Origin of the sequence: Sphingomonas quercus (genome assembly GCF_018863195.1) — a bacterium.
Lineage (GTDB): Bacteria > Pseudomonadota > Alphaproteobacteria > Sphingomonadales > Sphingomonadaceae > Solisphingomonas > Solisphingomonas quercus.
This window is the reverse complement of sequence record NZ_JAHKRT010000003.1, coordinates 86,937-102,264: the sequence shown is the minus strand read 5'-3', so window position 1 is coordinate 102,264 and position 15,328 is coordinate 86,937. Positions and strand designations below refer to the sequence as shown.

The window sequence follows — 15,328 nt, the reverse complement described above, 5'->3', positions numbered from 1 at the left end:
CGGGGCGCGCGGCAGCGCCGCGCTCCCGTGCCATCGCTAGAGGTCGATCGAGGCGGACAGCTTGAAGGTTCGTGGATTGCCCTGCAGGAGCTGCGGCGAGAAGGTGTCGAACGCCGATGACCAATAGCGCTTGTTGGCGACGTTATCGACATTGGCGCGCAGCGTCAGCGGCTTGCCGCCGACCACCACGACATAACGGGCACCAAGGTCGAAGCGGGTCCAGCCGGGGATTTCCAGCGTGTTGAGCGCATTGACCTGCTGTTCGCCGGTGCGCACGACGCGGCCGGTCAGCGTCAGCGCGGGCATGAACGGCACATCCCATTCGACGTTGGCATTGGCCAGATAGTCGGGCACGCCGGGCGCCTTCTTGCCCTGTTCGGCGGCATTGCCCGTGTCGCGCAGCCTGGCGTCGATCACCGACAGGCCGCCGATCAGCCGCAGCCCTTCGGTCACCTCGCCGTCTAGGCTGAACTCGACGCCGCGATTGCGCTGCTCGCCGAACGCGGCGAAGCGGAAGAAGCCCGGCGCGGCGGGGTCGGGCGCCGCATAGGTGCGCAGCCGCCTCGTCTGGAACAGCGCGACGCTGGCATTGATCGCGCCGACGCGCACCTTGCCGCCGATCTCATATTGCGTCGACTTATAGGGCGGCAGCGCCTCGCCGGCATTGATCACCGGTATCGAATTGCCGTTGGCGTCGCTGGCGGTATTCGGCGCGGTATCGCCAGCCACCAGCGCCTGGATGCGGTTGGCGAACAGTGAGACGCCGGCGACCGGCTTGACGACAAGCCCGATGACTGGCGTCACCGCGTCCTTGTCGTAGCCGCCGCTGCGCAGGCTGGTCGCGGCGTCATAGCCGATGGTGCGGATGGTCTGCAGGCGGAGGCCGGCGGTGAGCAGGATGCGATCGTCCCAGATGCCGATCGCGTCGGACGCGAAGGCGCTGGTCAGGCGGCTGCGGCTGATCGGGAAGGGGTGGTCGAGATCGCCGCCGACAAAGCCGCTGCCGGGCAAGGGCACCACCGGCGGACTGTAGAGATTGGTCGCGAAGCCGCCTGAACCGCCAAGGAAATCATAGGCGTTGCGGTTGACCTGCCAGGATGCCGAGCCGCCGAGATTGAACTCGTGGCTGACGCCGCCCGCCGCGAGCTTGACGCGGATGCCCGCCTCGCCGGCCTCATTATTGTCGGTACGCGGCACGAACAGAGCGCTGCCGGTGCCGTCGCCGGTGGCGGCGTCGTTGACGGTCAGGCCGTCATAGATGCCGGTCTCCGACCCGTCGCGCGCGCCGAACGAGGCGTAGAGCATCGCGTTGTCGGCGATGTCCCATTCGGCATGGGCGACCCCGAACAGGTCGCGAAGGTTGGAATAGCCCCAGGCCTGCGCGAAATTGGCCTTGGCGCGCGGCACGCGCGGCACAGCGGTGACGCCCGCGCCGAGCGCTACCTTGGGCCGCAACCGGCTGACCCGGATGCGCTGATAGGCGAGGTCGAGCGACAGGCGGACCGCCTCGCCGCGCCAGTCGACCGCGCCGCCCGCGACATAGGTGCTGCGGAATTCGTCGTCGACCGACACGTCGCCGCGCCGCACCGCGCCGTTGAGCCGGACACCGAGCGCGCCGTCCGGCCCAAGCCGGCGGGCGACGTCGAAGCTGCCGCCGAGATGCGCGTCGGAGGTGTAACTGGCGGTGACACGGGCGAGATCGCTGCCGCCGGCGCGCTTGGGGATGAGGTTGACGGTGCCGCCGATCCCGCTGCCCCCCGGCGCGGCGCCGAACAGGAAGGCGCTGGCCCCGTTCAGCACCTGCACCGAATCATAGAGCTCCGGGGCGACCAGCTGGCGCGGCGCGATGCCGTACAGCCCGTCGATGGCGACATCGTCCCCATTCAGGGTGAAGCCGCGGATCACGAATTGCTCGGCGGCATTGCCGAAACCGTAGGTGGTGCGGACCGAGGGATCGTTCTCGAGCAACTGGCCGAGCGTCTGCGGCTGTTGGTTGAGGATCAGTGCCTCGTTGTAGCTCTTGATGCTGAACGGCACGTCCTCGGCCAGCTTGTCGCCGAGGGCGCCGAGTTGGCCGGCGCGCGTCACCTCGGTGCGGTTGAGCTTCTGGGCGGTGATGATGATCTCGGCGTCGTCCTGGGCGAAGGCCGGCGATGCGAGGGCCAGCGTCGACACGGCGACGACGGGGAGGAGCTTGGCGGACACGAACGATTTCCCTTTTTATGGACTATGCGATTGATCAGCTGGGACGGGCCCATGCCGCCCAGGCAGCGGCGGCGACGGGCACGGCCAGCCCGAGCCACGCCGTTGCGTCGCGCGCGCCGTCGCCGGTGAGCGCGATGACGAGGCCGGACAGGCTGGCGAGCGCGATCAAGACGAGCGGGCCGAAGATCGCCCGGTTGCTCTGGCGGCCTCTCTTCACGGCCCTCATTCCACCTCAACCAGCGCCGCGCCGGTCTCGATCTCGCGGACCTGCGCGGCGGTCGACGCGCGGCCATGACTGCGGCTGATCCAGAGGTAGATGCCGGAGCCGAGCACTGCGATGGTCATGGCGGTGAGCAGCGCCCACAGGATCTTGAGCGGCAGCCCGCCATAATCGCCGAAGTGCAGCGGCTGGGACAGCGCCAGCGCGTGTCCGTACCACGGCATCGGGGCGACCGCCGTCACCGTGGCGCGCTCGGCGTCGATCAGCGCCACGGTCAGCATGCGCTGGGTAAGCGGGGTGCTACCCTGGAAGAACACCGCATAGTGATGCTTGCTGCTGAATGCGCCGCCGGGAAAGGCGATGAACTGGGGGTTATAGCCGGGGATGGCGGCGCGGGCGGCGGCCATCGCCCTGTCGAGCGAGCCGTAGCGCGACGGCGGCAGGGCCTCGCGCCCGGCATAGGCACGCGTCATCGCCGCCAGTTCGTTGCGCTGCCAGAGCTGGTTGATCGGCGTGGCGAGGGTGTTGACGACGCCGGTCAGCCCGACGACCAGCGCCCAGGCGAGCGTCACCGCGCCGAGCAGATTGTGATAATCGAGCCATTTGATGCGCCGGCTGCGGCTTGCGCGCACCGTTCCGAACGGCAGCTTGCGCATGAACGGCGCGTAGAGAATGACGCCGGAGACGAGCGCGGCGGCGAACGACAGCCCCATCGCGCCGAGGAACAACATCCCCGGCAGGCCGAGGAACATGTCCGTGTGCAGTTGCAGCAGGAAATGCATGACGCCGTCGTCCGATGCGAGTGCGACCGGCCGCCCGCTGGCGCGGTCGAACGACTGCAGGGTCATGTCCGCGGCCGGCGCGTCGGGGGTCGGACCGGTGGTGATCGTCATCAGCGTCCGCTCATTGTCGAACGCCATGAACAGCGGCACCTCGCCCACCGGCCGTCTCGCCAGGGCGCCGGCCAGCATGGTGTCGAGCGGGCGTAGAAACGGCGCCTCGGCGGAGGAGCCGACCGGGACGATGCGCAGCGCGGGATCGCGTCCGCCGGGCGCGGCAAGGGTGTCGAGCTCGTCGTGGAAGATCAAGGGCAGGCCGGTGAGGCACAGCATCAGGAGGAAGAGAGTGCAGATCAGGCTGGTCCATTTATGGACCAGAAACCAGCCGCGGATGGCGCGCTGGGTCATCGCCTGATGATGTTATTGCGAGGCATTATCGCTACGAACTAGCAGCCTTGTCGCATCGTCGCAAGCGGCTGCCGCGCCTTGATTCCTGCTCCTCCCGGGGCCCCAGGTCAGTCGAACGCCTCATCTCCGGTCGGCTCGACATGGGTGACGCCATTCTGCGCCTGGCGGAAGCGCGACAGCTCTTCATAGAGCCGCCGACGGGCGCGGTTCTGGTTGCCAAGCGGGCGATGCTCGGGAATGGCATGCCACGGATTGAAGCTCAGCCGGTCGGCGAAGGCGAGTTGGGCGGGGCTGTCAAAGCGCTGTCGCGGGATGTGGAGCGTCGCCACCGGCACGCGCGGCGACAGCCGCTCGGGCCACAGCACGCCGGCATGCTCGATCGGCATGCGATGGGCGTCGTTTTGCACCTGCACCGTCATGGTGAAGCTGGCGTCGGTGCGCGCCAGCGTCTTCGCCATATTCTCGCGCAGGTAATTGTCGGACGGGCGGCGGGGCAGGCGGGGGACTGCCATGTCGACCGGGCCCGCTGGCAGAAAGGCATATTGCATCGCCGTCCCCTCGCCGAGGAGATAGGGCACGCAGCTATAATAGCCGGTGCCCAGCGGATTGCCCTGCGTCCGGCTCCACAGTCCCTGCATCAGGAGATCGCAGAGATGCGGGCGGCGCGGGTCGAGGAAGTACCAGAGCGGCAGCTCGTCGCGGCTCCACTGTTGCAGGATCGCATTCTCGGTGATGTTCGGTGTGGTGAAGGTGGGGCAGCTTATGCCGGTGAAATCCTGCGTGTGCGCCTCGTCCGCCATCAGCTTGGCGCCGGGCACGCCCATCAGCTTCACGCCGATGCTGAGCACGCCGACATCGTCGATATCGGGCGGCGTATGCGGCCCCGGGCCACCGAAGCGCACCCAGCATCTGAACCGTTGTGGTTCGCGGAAGACGCCGTGGGCAAGATGCCCGGGCAGGCCGGCATGGACGACCAGCTCGCCGCGCACCACGCCGTGCGTCTTGGTGTTTCCGCCGCGCTCCATGCGGCCGGGCGGGAAATCCTGCGCCATATGGGCACGCATCCGCTCGGTGATGCGCGCCAGGATCGCCTCCTCGTCGGGGCCGATCTTCTCCTCGGCCAGCGCCAGCCCGTCATTGCGGCGCCTCGCATTGACGATGGCCTGGACGATCGCCGTGCCGGGCCTCTGCAGCAGCCCGTCCATCAGCGGACGGATCCACGGATCGATGCGCCGCTCTGCATAAAGAACGCGTTGAAAAAGATCGTGAAGCCAGCGCAGGCGCATGCCGATCCCGCCATTTTGATGCCCTTGGCCAGTGTATCGGCAATGTCCAGTGATGGCCAGTAACGATGCCGTGACATGCGGATATGCTTGCAACAGCAGGCGACATGAACGATCATCGACGCCGACAATGAGGGGGAGTCGGGGCCGTGACTTTAGCTGTCGCTGATTTGCTCAAGAAAAGCCAAAGCGAGCTTGACGATCTGTTTCGCGCCGCCCGGCCCGGACCGATCCCGGACGGGGAGGCCAAGGGCACCGCGATCATCGCCCCGGGGACCGCGTTCAGCGATGAAATCGCCCAGGTCGTCAGTATCTTCGCCTGGCAGGGCAAGGTGTTCGATGCGGAGCGCGGCTTCCTGCGCAATCACATCCTGCCATTCGGGCTGAAGGCGATCGTCGCCAAAGTCTATATGGGGCCGAGCTGGCTCGACCAGAATGAATGCATCGTCATCGATTATTCGGAAACGTCGCTGGTCGCCTCGCGCGTGCGGGACGAAATCCGGCTGATCCAGCCCGGCCTCTATCTCGGCAAGGTCTATTGGGGCAAATCGCGGCTGATCGACTTCGCACTCGAAGTCTGAGGGCACAGCCATGCCCCGCCAGTCGCAGCTCCTCGTCGCGGCCGAGCTGCCCGACGCGGCGATCGCGCCGCTGAAGGCGTTGCTGGCGACGATGGAGCTGGCGGCCGGGCAGGCCGATCCGGACAATGCGCTGCTGCCGTTCGGGCGGATCGAGGGGCTCCACGTCGCCCGCTTCGTGATCCTCGAAGACCCTTCCCTGCCGGATCGCGCCGGGCTCACCGACCTGCCGCCGTGCGAGCCGGTGCGGCTGGCGCTGGTCGCGGAGGGCGATGGCAGCGCTGACGCGCTGATCGACCGCTTCGCCCGGGCCGCGACACCCGGTCTGGTGCAGATTTTCGGCCATTGCGCCGCTGGCCCGACCCCGGCCGACCTTGTCGGCTGGATGCGCCGCCATCGCGTGCCGGCGGCCGCCACCTATGCCAATTGGCCCGGGCGCAGCGCCGCTCAGGTGACCGAGGAGGCGCGGCTGCACGCCGCCCTGCTCGCCGTCCGTCTGTCCCATCCGGAGAGCACGCCCGAGCAATTATGGCCGGCGCTGGAAAAGGCCGGGGGTGCCATCGCGCTGACGCCGCTCGACCGGCCGGGTCTCGGCGAGAGGGTTGCCGAGCTTTGCCATTTCCTGTTGGTACCGGTCCTCGGCCTGATCCTCGCGCCCGTCCTGCTGATCGCGGCGCCGGTGCTGGTGGTGATGCTGCGCCGGCGCGAGACGACCGATCCGGTGATCGCGCCGCGCCCCTCGCGTGAGCGCAACCGGACGCTGTCGGCGATCGAGGATCATGACGTCGCGAACCAGTATAGCGCGATCGGCAGCCTCAAGCCGGGCGCGTTTCGCCGGTGGCTGACCGTGCTCATCCTGTGGCTGATCAACTGGAGCACGCGGCACATCTTCCGTCGCGGGCGGCTGGCGCGGGTCAATACCATTCACTTCGCGAGCTGGACGTTCTTCGACGACAGGAGGCGCGTATTCTTCGCCAGTAATTATGACGGCAGCCGCGAAGCCTATAACGACGATTTTATCAATAAGGTGGCGTTCGGCCTCAACGTCTCCTTTTCGAACGGCCTCGGTTATCCGCGTACGGATTGGCTGATCATCGGCGGCGCGCGGCACGAACAGGACTTCAAATATTATCTGTTCCACCACCAGATCCCGACCCAACTCTGGTACAACGCCTTCCGCGGCCTCACCACCTACGACATGGCGCGCAACGCGCGGTTGCGGCGCGCCTTCGAGGCGCGGCCGACGGGCGAGGCATTGCGCCGCTTCGTTGCGGAGATCTGAGGCGATGGCGGCGCGCGACGAGATGGACGACATCCAGGCACTGGTCCGCTCCGGGCTCGGCTCGCTCGGCAGCGCGCGCTATCTGCTGCTCCGCATCGGCGATGCCGCTCGCGCCAGGGCGTGGCTGCGCGGGCTCGCACCGACGCGGGCGAGCGAGGTCGGCGGCGGCAAGACGGTCGATCGCGCGATCCAGATCGCCTTCAGCCGCGCAGGCCTGGTGGCGCTGGGATTTGCCGATGCCGACCTTGAGGGGCTCGCCCCCGAATTTCTCGACGGCATGGCCGGCGACGAGCGCCGCTCGCACCGCCTCGGCGATGTCGGCGCCAGCGCGCCGGAGCATTGGCGGTGGGGCAGGCGCGAGGCCGAGCCGCATATCCTGGTGATCCTCTGCGCCCGTAGCGCGCTTTTCAAACCCTGGGCCGACGGCATCGAGGCGGACGCGCTGGCGTCGGGCTGTCGTCGCACCGCTGCTTTCGACAGCTGCCCGGGGCGCGAGGACGGATCGGTCGCGCAAGAGCCGTTCGGTTTCGCGGACGGCATGTCCCAGCCGGATATCGACTGGGACGGGCGGCTTGCCGTCACCGGGGCGGTCAATCGCGATTATCGTGCCGGCATCGCGCCGGGCGAGGTGCTGATCGGGCACAACAATGAATATGGCTTCGTCGGCGATATGCCGCAGGGGCGGTTGTCGGCCCGCAACGGCAGCTATCTCGTCTATCGTCAGCTGGAGCAGGACGTGACCGGCTTCTGGCGCTGGGCGGCGGCCGAAGCGGGGCCGGAGCGGGCGGTGTGGCTGGCCGAGCAGATCGTCGGCCGCTGCCTCAATGGTACGGCGCTGCCCGGCCTGGGCGGCAAGGACAATGATTTCCTGTTCAAATCCGATCCGGAGGGTCGCGCCTGTCCGCTCGGCGCTCATGTCCGCCGCGCGAATCCGCGCTCCGGCGACGATCCGCTCGGCCGACGGGGTTTCGTGCGCGACGTCATCGCCTCGCTCGGGCTCGAAGGGAGGGCGGCCGACGATGCCGTCGCCTCCGCACGCTTCCACCGGCTGCTGCGGCGCGGGCGGCCCTATGGCCGCATGCTCTCGCCGGCGCAGGCGATGGCGCCGGGCCAGCCGCCGGTGGAGGCCGGGCTGCATTTCGTCTGCCTCAACGCAAGCCTCGCCCGCCAGTTCGAGTTCGTGCAAGGGGCGTGGCTGACCAGCGCCACCTTCGGTGGCCTCTCGGGCGAGGGCGATCCGCTGACGGGCCAGCGCCTGCCCTTTCCCGATGAGGGGCGCACTGATCTGTTCCGCTATCATGACGAGGCCGGCCTGCCGCGCATCGCCCAGCGCCTGCCGGCCTTCGTGACGGTGCGCGGCGGCGCCTATTTCCTGCTGCCGGGCATCGCCGGGCTGGCGAGCATCACCCGCGGCTGAGCATGTCCGCGGCGATCTTCTCCGCCGCCATCATGATCGGCGCGGCGATGAACAGGCCGGGGATGCGCGGGAAGATCGAGGCATCGACCACGCGCAAGCCCTCGACGCCGTGCACCCGCGCCTGGGCGTCTAGCACCGGGCCGATCGCAGCCGTGCCGCAGGCGTGATGGCCCCAGGCGTTGCAGCTGATCCATTGGCGCAGCGCCTCGCCGGTGACGCTGCTGCCGGGCACTTCCTCTTCCGCGATGAGGCCCTCGTCCAGCAGCGCCGCGGAAAGGGCACGCGCCATGCCCACGCTTTCGACCAGCGCATCGAGGTCGGCATCACCGCCCTGCTCGAAATTGTGGAAGTCGATCTCCGGCTGGCCGCGTGGATCTCGCGGATCGAGACGGACGGTGCCGGCGCGATTGCGCGTCTGTCCCTTGAGGATCGCCCAGGTGAAGCCGTCGAGACCGGGCCAGGTCTCGGCCGCATAGCCGGTGCGATAACCGCTGAACCGGCCGAGCAAGCCCATCAGGATCAGGTCCGGGTCGCGCCCTTCGGACTGGCGCGAGCGGCGCAACGCTGCGATGGCGCCGCCATTTGAGGTGTACATGCCGCGCCTCAGCCAGCGCCACTGGCGATAGAGCCGGTCGCCGGGCGCAAAGCTGGCGCCGCGCAGCGATGCCCAGGGTCGTGCCATGCGATGGACGATGCCGATCTCATAGCGATCCTGCAGGTTGCGGCCGACCTCCGGAAGGGCGGCGCGCACGGGGATGCCGTGGCGTCCGAGCTGCTCCGGATCGCCGATTCCGGAGAGCATCAGCAGCTTCGGGGTCTCGAACGTGCCCGCGGCGAGGATCACGTCGCCCGTCGCATGGTCCTCGCCGGCGGCGGTGACGGGGGCGCCCCGGCCGGCCCGCTGCTCCCAGCGCACGCCGCTCGCGCGCCCGCCGTCGAACAGCAGCGCGCTCGCCCAGACATGGGTGCGGATCTCCAGCCGGTCGGGATGGCGCCGGGCAACGTCCAGCAGCCGCTCGCGCGTGCCGGTGCGGGCGTGGTGGCGGGTCGCGATCGGCAGATAGCAGAGCTGCTCGCCGCCGCCGCGACGGACGTCGTTGGGATCGCCCCAATTTGCCAGGAACAACGCGAGCCGCTGTCGCCAGCCGGCGTCGCGACCGAGGTCGGCCAAGGCGAGCCGCGCCAGCATCCGCACCAGCCGGAGGTCGCCGAGGGCCTTCAGCGGCATCGCCCTCTCGACGCTGAGCCAGCCCCTCCAGCCATGGCCGGTGGGATCGTGGCCGAGCATCGCCAGCAGCCGGCGCACCAGCCGGTGGCGGCATGCCTCGAGCGACAGTCGATGGCGCCGCATCGCCGCCGCCGACCAGCCGGCATCGCCGGTGAGCGCCGCGAGATGATCCCAGTCGGCATCCGGCGGCGGCAGGAAGATCATCGCATTATGCGCGGTGCAGCCGCCCAGCGCTGCGGCGCGCGGGTAGAAGATGCCCTTGTCGCAGAGGTTGCGATCGCCCTTGCTGCGCGCCGCATCGGCGAAATGGCGAACGAAATAGGGCCAGTCGAACGCGCTGTTCTCGGACGCCATCGGGTGGAAGACCGGCACCCGATAATCATCGGCTGTCCGGCCTTCGCCGGCCGTCAGCGGATCGCCGCCGCCTTCGAGAACCAGCACCGAGCGCCCCGCCTCGGCAAGCCGGGCGGCGATGGTGCCGCCGCCCGCGCCCGACCCGATGACGATATGGTCGTAGCGCGGGCCGGCGCGGCCCGTCACAGCGTCTTGAGGAAGGCGATCAGCGCCCGCTTGCGATCGTCGCTGAGCGGCGCCTCCTGCCCGAAGCTGCGCTCCTCCGGCGTCAGCCCGTGCTGCTGGTTGAACTGCGCCGTGCCGAAATAATGGCCGCGATTGACGACGAAGTCCGGGCATTTGCTAAGCGCCATCAGCTTCGCCCGCATCGGTGCGAAATGGGCGCGGAGCGCGGCATCGTCGGCGCCGCGAGGCAGCGTCAGCAACAGCCGCTTGAGCTCGACCAGCGCCACCAGCACCTCATGATAATGGCGTGCGATGGCGACCGGGTTGGCGCTTTCGGCGAGCGGCTGGAAGGAGGCGAGCAGGTTGACCGGCATGCCCTTGGGGATCGGGCCGATGCTGATATCGCCATTGGCGTTGACCAGCGACTTCAGCAGCGCATTGTCCTCGGGGCTGGTGCCGGGCAGGCGCGGGATCCAGCTTTGCGGCACGAAGAAGAAGCTGCGCGCGGTGGTGCGGTCGATGACGCCCGTGGCGTTCGGCGTCTCGCCGTCGCGCGGCCGCCGCTCCGGCCAGAGCATCTGCTGGATGGCGACATCGAACATCTTCATGCGCCCGGCCACCGAAGGATCGCCGTTGAAGTCGCCCACCGAATTGTTGAGCAGATAGGGCGCCGTCGACCACAGCGAGATCAGCGAGGGCGGCCGCGTGAAGCCGCGCCCGCCGGCGGGCATGGTGTAGACCAGCATCCTGCCGGTAAATGGATCCTGATAGGAGGATTGCCCGATCGACGGGAGGTCCTTGTAGGTCTCGGACGAGAAATTGTCCCAAATATTACCGCGCAGGGCATTTGTGGCGAGCGGGCTGCACATGTTGGTGCGCAGCAAGGTCTGCGGCACGCGAATATCGCTGCTCAGGAAATTATTGTCGAGAAAGTCCGGTCGCGCCGCGATCGCCCGCATCCTCGACTTGAAATCGTCGGTCTGCGTCCAGCGCCACCAGGCATGAAAGCGCTTTACGTAATCGGCCCCGATCGGATCACCGAGCGAGGCAGCGGGCGGGGCGTCCGGCTGCTTGCTCGAATGGCAGCGTGCGCAGGTCGTGGCGAACACGTCGCGACCCTGTGCGACCAGCGCCGCATCCTGCGCGAGATAGGCCGCGCCGCCCGGCGCCGCGCTCAGCCGATCCGGCCGGGCCGCCTTCAGGAAGAAGAGGGCGGTGGCCGGCGTGCCCATTTCGGTGGCACGCCAATAGGCGTTCTTGCGGGCGCTCTCGATGGTGATCGGGCTGATCGGCTTGCCGCCGACGACCGGATTGAAATGCTTCAGCCATTCCTCGCTGTCGAGGCCGATATTGATATAGACGCGGTTGAGCGCGCCCAATGCGCCGACGGAGTCCGAGCCGTCCTTCAGCACATGCGGTGTCCACACATCGCGCGGCGCATTGAAATAGCGGGTGAGGGGGCCGTCCTTCACGAACTCGTTGAACTGGCGATTATTGTCGCTGCCCTTGCCAAGCTGTTCGTGCGCCAGTCGCCTCGCGATCTCGAGGCGTGGCCCGAGGCTGTAGACCGCGTTCATCGTGCGCGGGTTGTTGATATTGTCGGTCGACACCAAAGACGTGTCCATGGAGCCCGGCCGATAGGTCTTGACGAGCTGGTACATGAAATTGGCGGGATTGGGCGACCAGAAGAAGATCCGGTCGACCCACATATATTGCGCGCCGACTGTCGAGTTAAGCTCGGCGAAAGTCGGATGTTCCGGGTCCTTGGGTGGATGGATCGGGCTCGGCCCGACGTGGCAGAAGCCGCAGCTCATGCCGACCCGATAGGGGCGGATAAGGTCCTTGCGGTTGTAATAGTTGGGATCACTGTAATAACGCTTGCCGTCCCAGGCGGCGCGCGCCTTCTCGTCGAAGTCCGGATTGGGGAACAGTCGCAGCCCGACTATGCCAGTCGGCTCGCCATAAAAGGAGCCCGCCGGCAGCACGCGGCCGAGCGCGCCGCTCTTCACGCCGGGATATTTCTGCGCGTTGGCGAAGGGATCGGGCGGGCAGCTCGTCTGCCGCTGGTCGCGCCACAGGCCGAACTGATCCGGCCGGGCGGGGGCCGCGAAGCACGGCTCGTTGACGATGCCAAGCTGGCGCCAGCGATTGTCGCGGCGGTTGGGGCCGTTGGGATCGGGTGCGACGATCTTCAACAAGTCGAAGCCGCCAAGCGTCGGCTTGTTCATGAAATCCCAGAAGCGATCATTGCCGCCCGACCAGACCAGCCACATGTTGCGGCCCTGCACTTCCTCGCGGGTGAGTGCGACGGCATTGTCCATATCGTGGAAATAATCTTCGTCGGCGTGGACGAAATTGTCCTGCTTCGCCTTGCCCTGACAGCCGGCAAGCGCCGCCAGCGCAGTCAGCGCAAGAGCGGCGCGCATGGCGTTAGACCGCATGACCCTGTTCCCCTCCCAAGACGTGCCGATTGTCCCGGCTTGTCGTGCAACGGCCCCGATCCGCATGCCTATAGTGCTGGATGAATCCGCTGTTCGTCAAGCGCTGTATTTCAAGATAAACTATTGTAAAGCCACAGTTATGACCACAGGGCACGCAAGTCCTGTCTACGGAAATGGCGAGACTCATTCGCCGACCGGCTCGATCGTCACACGCGCCGATCCGTGATTGCCCCGGCGGGGACTGTCGTAGAACCATGTCGGGCCGCCATTATGGATGAAGTCCGGTATCAGCCAGTCCGGGAAGGCAGCGTCGTTGACGAACATATAAGGCCGGCCGGTCCGGTGTGCGGTGTAGAAGGCGGTGTAGAGGCGTTTGCGCCGCTCGGCGGTGATCGCCGGGGCCGCAACCTCGCCACGACGCGGCCGCGCCCGGCGCGTCGCCGAGGCCGGCATCATCGTCAGCGTGTCGATGCTGATCGACGGCAATTGGCGGCCATTGGCGGGCGCGGAGCGGATTTCGATCAGCGGCACCATGCCGTCCGCGCCGACCACCCGGCGGAACGGCGCGCCGAGCCATTGCGGCAGGCGTTGCAGGAGTGTGGCGGGATGGAGCCCGGTCGGATCGGCCGGCGTGCCGCCATCGTTCCACGCCTCCAGCACCTCGAGCGTGATCCGGTAGGTGCGATCCTTCTCGAGCGTTTCCGGCAGATCGGCGGCGCCGCTCGGGCTGGTCACGCTGATCGCGTTGCACGGCAGGCCGGTGCGGAAGTTGGCGCCGGCCGGATCGGTGGACGGAGCGGTGCGGGCGCCGCAGAACAGGTCGCGCCGTTCCTGCACGGTGAGCAGCCCCTGCGTGACGATGATGACGATCGCGTAGAGGATCAGCGCGATCATCGCCGGCCCGATCACCGACGGCAGCAACCGCCACTTCACCCATTGCAGCGGCGCCTGATAGGCCCTGGACGTGCGGATGCGGCTCAGGCGGGAATCGGTGGCCCCGGGCAGCGGGTCGCCCGGCGCGCGTCCGGGCTCCATCGCCTTCCACCAGAGCTCGCGCGTCCGGTCGCGCAGCTTGAGTTCCTGCGCCGTGGCGACGATCATCAGCACGCCGATGCCTGCGCAGATTCCGAGAAAATAGATCGACCCGGCGGCAAATGCCTCCACCCAGCGATGGGCGAAGCTCGGCAGCACATAATCCAGCCAGCCGATCACCGAACCGAGGAACCAGCGCCCGTCCGAATAGGCGGGGATGGTCGGCGCGCTCGGTTGCCACCACGGCATCGCGACGAGGCTCAGCGACAGGAACAACGTCGCGAAATAGGTCCAGCGGCGCAGCCAAACCCAGTTCCAGATCACCTCCTGTCGCACGGCGCGCTCTTCGGCGGCAGCGCTGAGCGCCTGGACTACTGCGGGCGCGATCAGCGGCGGCGCCGCCGGCGCATTGCCATCGCCCGGAGGCGGCGGGGGCGCCACCGTGAAGCAGCGCGGCAGCACGATCGGGGCATAATTGTCGGTGCCAGTGGCGATGCGGGCGAGCACGCTTTCATGCACCGCGCAGGACAGCAGCAGCCCGCGCGGCCGCTCCGGCTTCTCGCCGACGCGCGGATCGCGCAGGATAAGAGTCTCGGACATCGGCCGCGCGCCCGGCGCCCCGGGCGCCTCGGCCGTGCCGACATGGAGCAGTGCCTCGATCTTGCGCGGCTGGTAGCGATAATAGACGCCCATGCCGTCACGGCTGTCATGCATCGGTCCGAAGCTGTTGGCGGTGGCGGCGATGCGCTGGGCCTCGCCGCCGAGGAAGACGAGGCCCGCCGCCCGCGCGTGGCCGATCATCCAGTTCAGCGAAACATAGCTGAGGCTGTCGTCAGGGTAGCCGCCGCCGACATCGGCATGCATGCCCGTGAACCACACTTGCTGGAGCCGGGCGGCGGCAGCTTCGCCGGCCTGCGCGTCAGTTTCGGCGATGGCGCGGGCGCGACGGCGTTCATGGAATTCGTCCCACAGCAATGGCTGGAACGCGTCGCGTTCGTCGTCGAGCGCCAGTGCGTGGCGGGCGGCGACGACATGGTCGCCGAGCCGATAGTCGGTCATCGTCAGCGGCCACAGCCAGTCGTCGATGGCGCGCGTGATCTCGATGATCGGGCCGCCATAGGCCGCCACCGTGTCCCACACGCCGACGAAACGAACCGGCGTATTCTCGCGGCCCGGCCGATAAGGCGGCTTGTTCCATCGCCACACCCGCAGGAACAGGTCGCGGAACCAGCGCGTCACGCTGGTGCCCCAGCTCAATACGTTGGCGCGGTTGGCGCGGCAGAATTCGCGATAGGCGTCGGCGGACTGGCGGGCGAGGTCGCGCTCGTCGGTATAGGGCACGACACCCTGCGATCCGATCAGCGCCACCAGCAGACGGATCGTGAATGCACCTCGGCTGAAGCCGAATGCGAAGATCTCGTCACCCTCAGTATAGTTGCGGCAGAGATAGCGATAAAGATGGAGGATGTTGCGTTTGAGGCCGATGCCGAACACGCCGCCGAGGATCGCCAGCGGCTTGAAGGAGGAATTGCCGACGCCGTTGTCGTAATTGGCGATCTGGATGGTCTGGGCGCCGCCTGGGCCGAGGTCGAGCGCCTGATACATCCGCCAGACGTTGGTCTTGAACAGCTTGCCGCTGCCGTTGCCGGTGCCGTCCGACAGCAGGATGATGCGCTTGCGCGTGGCGACCGGCGGCTGCGGGGTGATCGTCGCCCCGGCCGCGTCGCCCGGCTCGGGCCTTTCCGGCGCCTCGTCCTGCCCCAGCATATCGCGCTCACCCCATGACGTGCCCAGCCTGTGATCGGTCCGCGGTAGCCATTCGTCGCGGCGCCGGCGCGCCCGACGCGACGAACCCCGCAGCATCGGCGCCCAAACTGCCGCGCGGGCCGCGATCTGTGGCATCGGCCCGGCATTCCGCGCTTGCAGCCTCTCCGTC

The 15,328-nt window shown here is 67.9% G+C and carries 11 protein-coding genes; 3 read left to right on the top strand and 8 right to left on the bottom strand.

Features of this window, described 5'->3' with window-relative positions:
- Window positions 1–36: 36 nt before the first annotated feature.
- From KOF26_RS06425 to KOF26_RS06405, 5 genes are all read right to left on the bottom strand, one after another.
- Window positions 37–2,205, bottom strand: coding sequence for a TonB-dependent receptor (locus KOF26_RS06425; RefSeq protein WP_216322048.1), 2,169 nt, complete (start codon window positions 2,203–2,205; stop codon window positions 37–39).
- A gap of 34 nt (window positions 2,206–2,239) precedes the next feature.
- Window positions 2,240–2,422: a hypothetical protein gene (locus KOF26_RS06420; RefSeq protein WP_253201278.1), complete on the bottom strand. Its 183-nt coding sequence runs from the start codon at window positions 2,420–2,422 to the stop codon at window positions 2,240–2,242.
- A gap of 5 nt (window positions 2,423–2,427) precedes the next feature.
- A complete protein-coding gene (locus KOF26_RS06415; protein WP_216322044.1) occupies window positions 2,428–3,612 on the bottom strand; it encodes a PepSY-associated TM helix domain-containing protein in 1,185 nt (394 codons plus the stop codon).
- A 107-nt stretch (window positions 3,613–3,719) separates the two neighbouring features.
- Entirely contained in the window at window positions 3,720–4,817 is a 1,098-nt protein-coding gene (locus KOF26_RS06410; protein WP_253201194.1) for a catalase family protein, read from the bottom strand.
- Window positions 4,817–5,014 carry a hypothetical protein gene (locus KOF26_RS06405; RefSeq protein WP_216323170.1) on the bottom strand — a complete coding sequence of 66 codons (198 nt, stop codon included), beginning with the start codon at window positions 5,012–5,014 and terminating at the stop codon, window positions 4,817–4,819. Before KOF26_RS06405 ends, KOF26_RS06410 begins: the two co-directional genes overlap by 1 nt.
- Window positions 5,015–5,065: 51 nt before the next feature.
- On the opposite strand from KOF26_RS06405, the gene KOF26_RS06400 reads away from it, so the two are divergent.
- The 3 genes from KOF26_RS06400 to KOF26_RS06390 are packed head-to-tail and all read left to right on the top strand — an operon-like array spanning window position 5,066 to window position 8,172.
- Window positions 5,066–5,476, top strand: a complete 411-nt coding sequence (locus tag KOF26_RS06400) for a hypothetical protein (RefSeq protein WP_253201193.1) — start codon at window positions 5,066–5,068, stop codon at window positions 5,474–5,476.
- A gap of 10 nt (window positions 5,477–5,486) precedes the next feature.
- The gene (locus KOF26_RS06395; protein WP_216322037.1) at window positions 5,487–6,755 is read left to right on the top strand and encodes a hypothetical protein; all 1,269 of its coding nucleotides are present in this window, start codon (window positions 5,487–5,489) and stop codon (window positions 6,753–6,755) included.
- Window positions 6,742–8,172, top strand: coding sequence for a Dyp-type peroxidase (locus KOF26_RS06390; RefSeq protein WP_216322034.1), 1,431 nt, complete (start codon window positions 6,742–6,744; stop codon window positions 8,170–8,172). The genes KOF26_RS06395 and KOF26_RS06390 overlap by 14 nt, the downstream gene beginning before the upstream one ends.
- On the opposite strand, the gene KOF26_RS17395 is transcribed toward KOF26_RS06390, so the two are convergent.
- The 3 genes from KOF26_RS17395 to KOF26_RS06375 form a co-directional block, all read right to left on the bottom strand.
- On the bottom strand, window positions 8,159–9,940 hold the full coding sequence (locus KOF26_RS17395; RefSeq protein ID WP_216322032.1) for a GMC family oxidoreductase: 1,782 nt from the start codon (window positions 9,938–9,940) through the stop codon (window positions 8,159–8,161). The two genes, KOF26_RS06390 and KOF26_RS17395, sit on opposite strands and share 14 nt — an antisense overlap.
- Entirely contained in the window at window positions 9,937–12,360 is a 2,424-nt protein-coding gene (locus tag KOF26_RS06380; protein ID WP_216322030.1) for a cytochrome c, read from the bottom strand. Before KOF26_RS06380 ends, KOF26_RS17395 begins: the two co-directional genes overlap by 4 nt.
- Before the next feature lie 183 nt (window positions 12,361–12,543).
- The gene (locus KOF26_RS06375) at window positions 12,544–15,159 is read right to left on the bottom strand and encodes a T6SS phospholipase effector Tle1-like catalytic domain-containing protein (RefSeq protein ID WP_216322028.1); all 2,616 of its coding nucleotides are present in this window, start codon (window positions 15,157–15,159) and stop codon (window positions 12,544–12,546) included.
- Window positions 15,160–15,328: the final 169 nt, after the last annotated feature.

Coding starts and splice junctions, on each gene's coding strand:
- KOF26_RS06410 (WP_253201194.1), bottom strand. CDS start 4,817: ATGGACGGGCTGCTGCAGAGGCCCGGCACGGCGATCGTCCAGGCCATC.
- KOF26_RS06415 (WP_216322044.1), bottom strand. CDS start 3,612: ATGACCCAGCGCGCCATCCGCGGCTGGTTTCTGGTCCATAAATGGACC.
- KOF26_RS06395 (WP_216322037.1), top strand. CDS start 5,487: ATGCCCCGCCAGTCGCAGCTCCTCGTCGCGGCCGAGCTGCCCGACGCG.
- KOF26_RS06405 (WP_216323170.1), bottom strand. CDS start 5,014: ATGATCGTTCATGTCGCCTGCTGTTGCAAGCATATCCGCATGTCACGG.
- KOF26_RS06380 (WP_216322030.1), bottom strand. CDS start 12,360: ATGCGGTCTAACGCCATGCGCGCCGCTCTTGCGCTGACTGCGCTGGCG.
- KOF26_RS06375 (WP_216322028.1), bottom strand. CDS start 15,159: ATGCTGGGGCAGGACGAGGCGCCGGAAAGGCCCGAGCCGGGCGACGCG.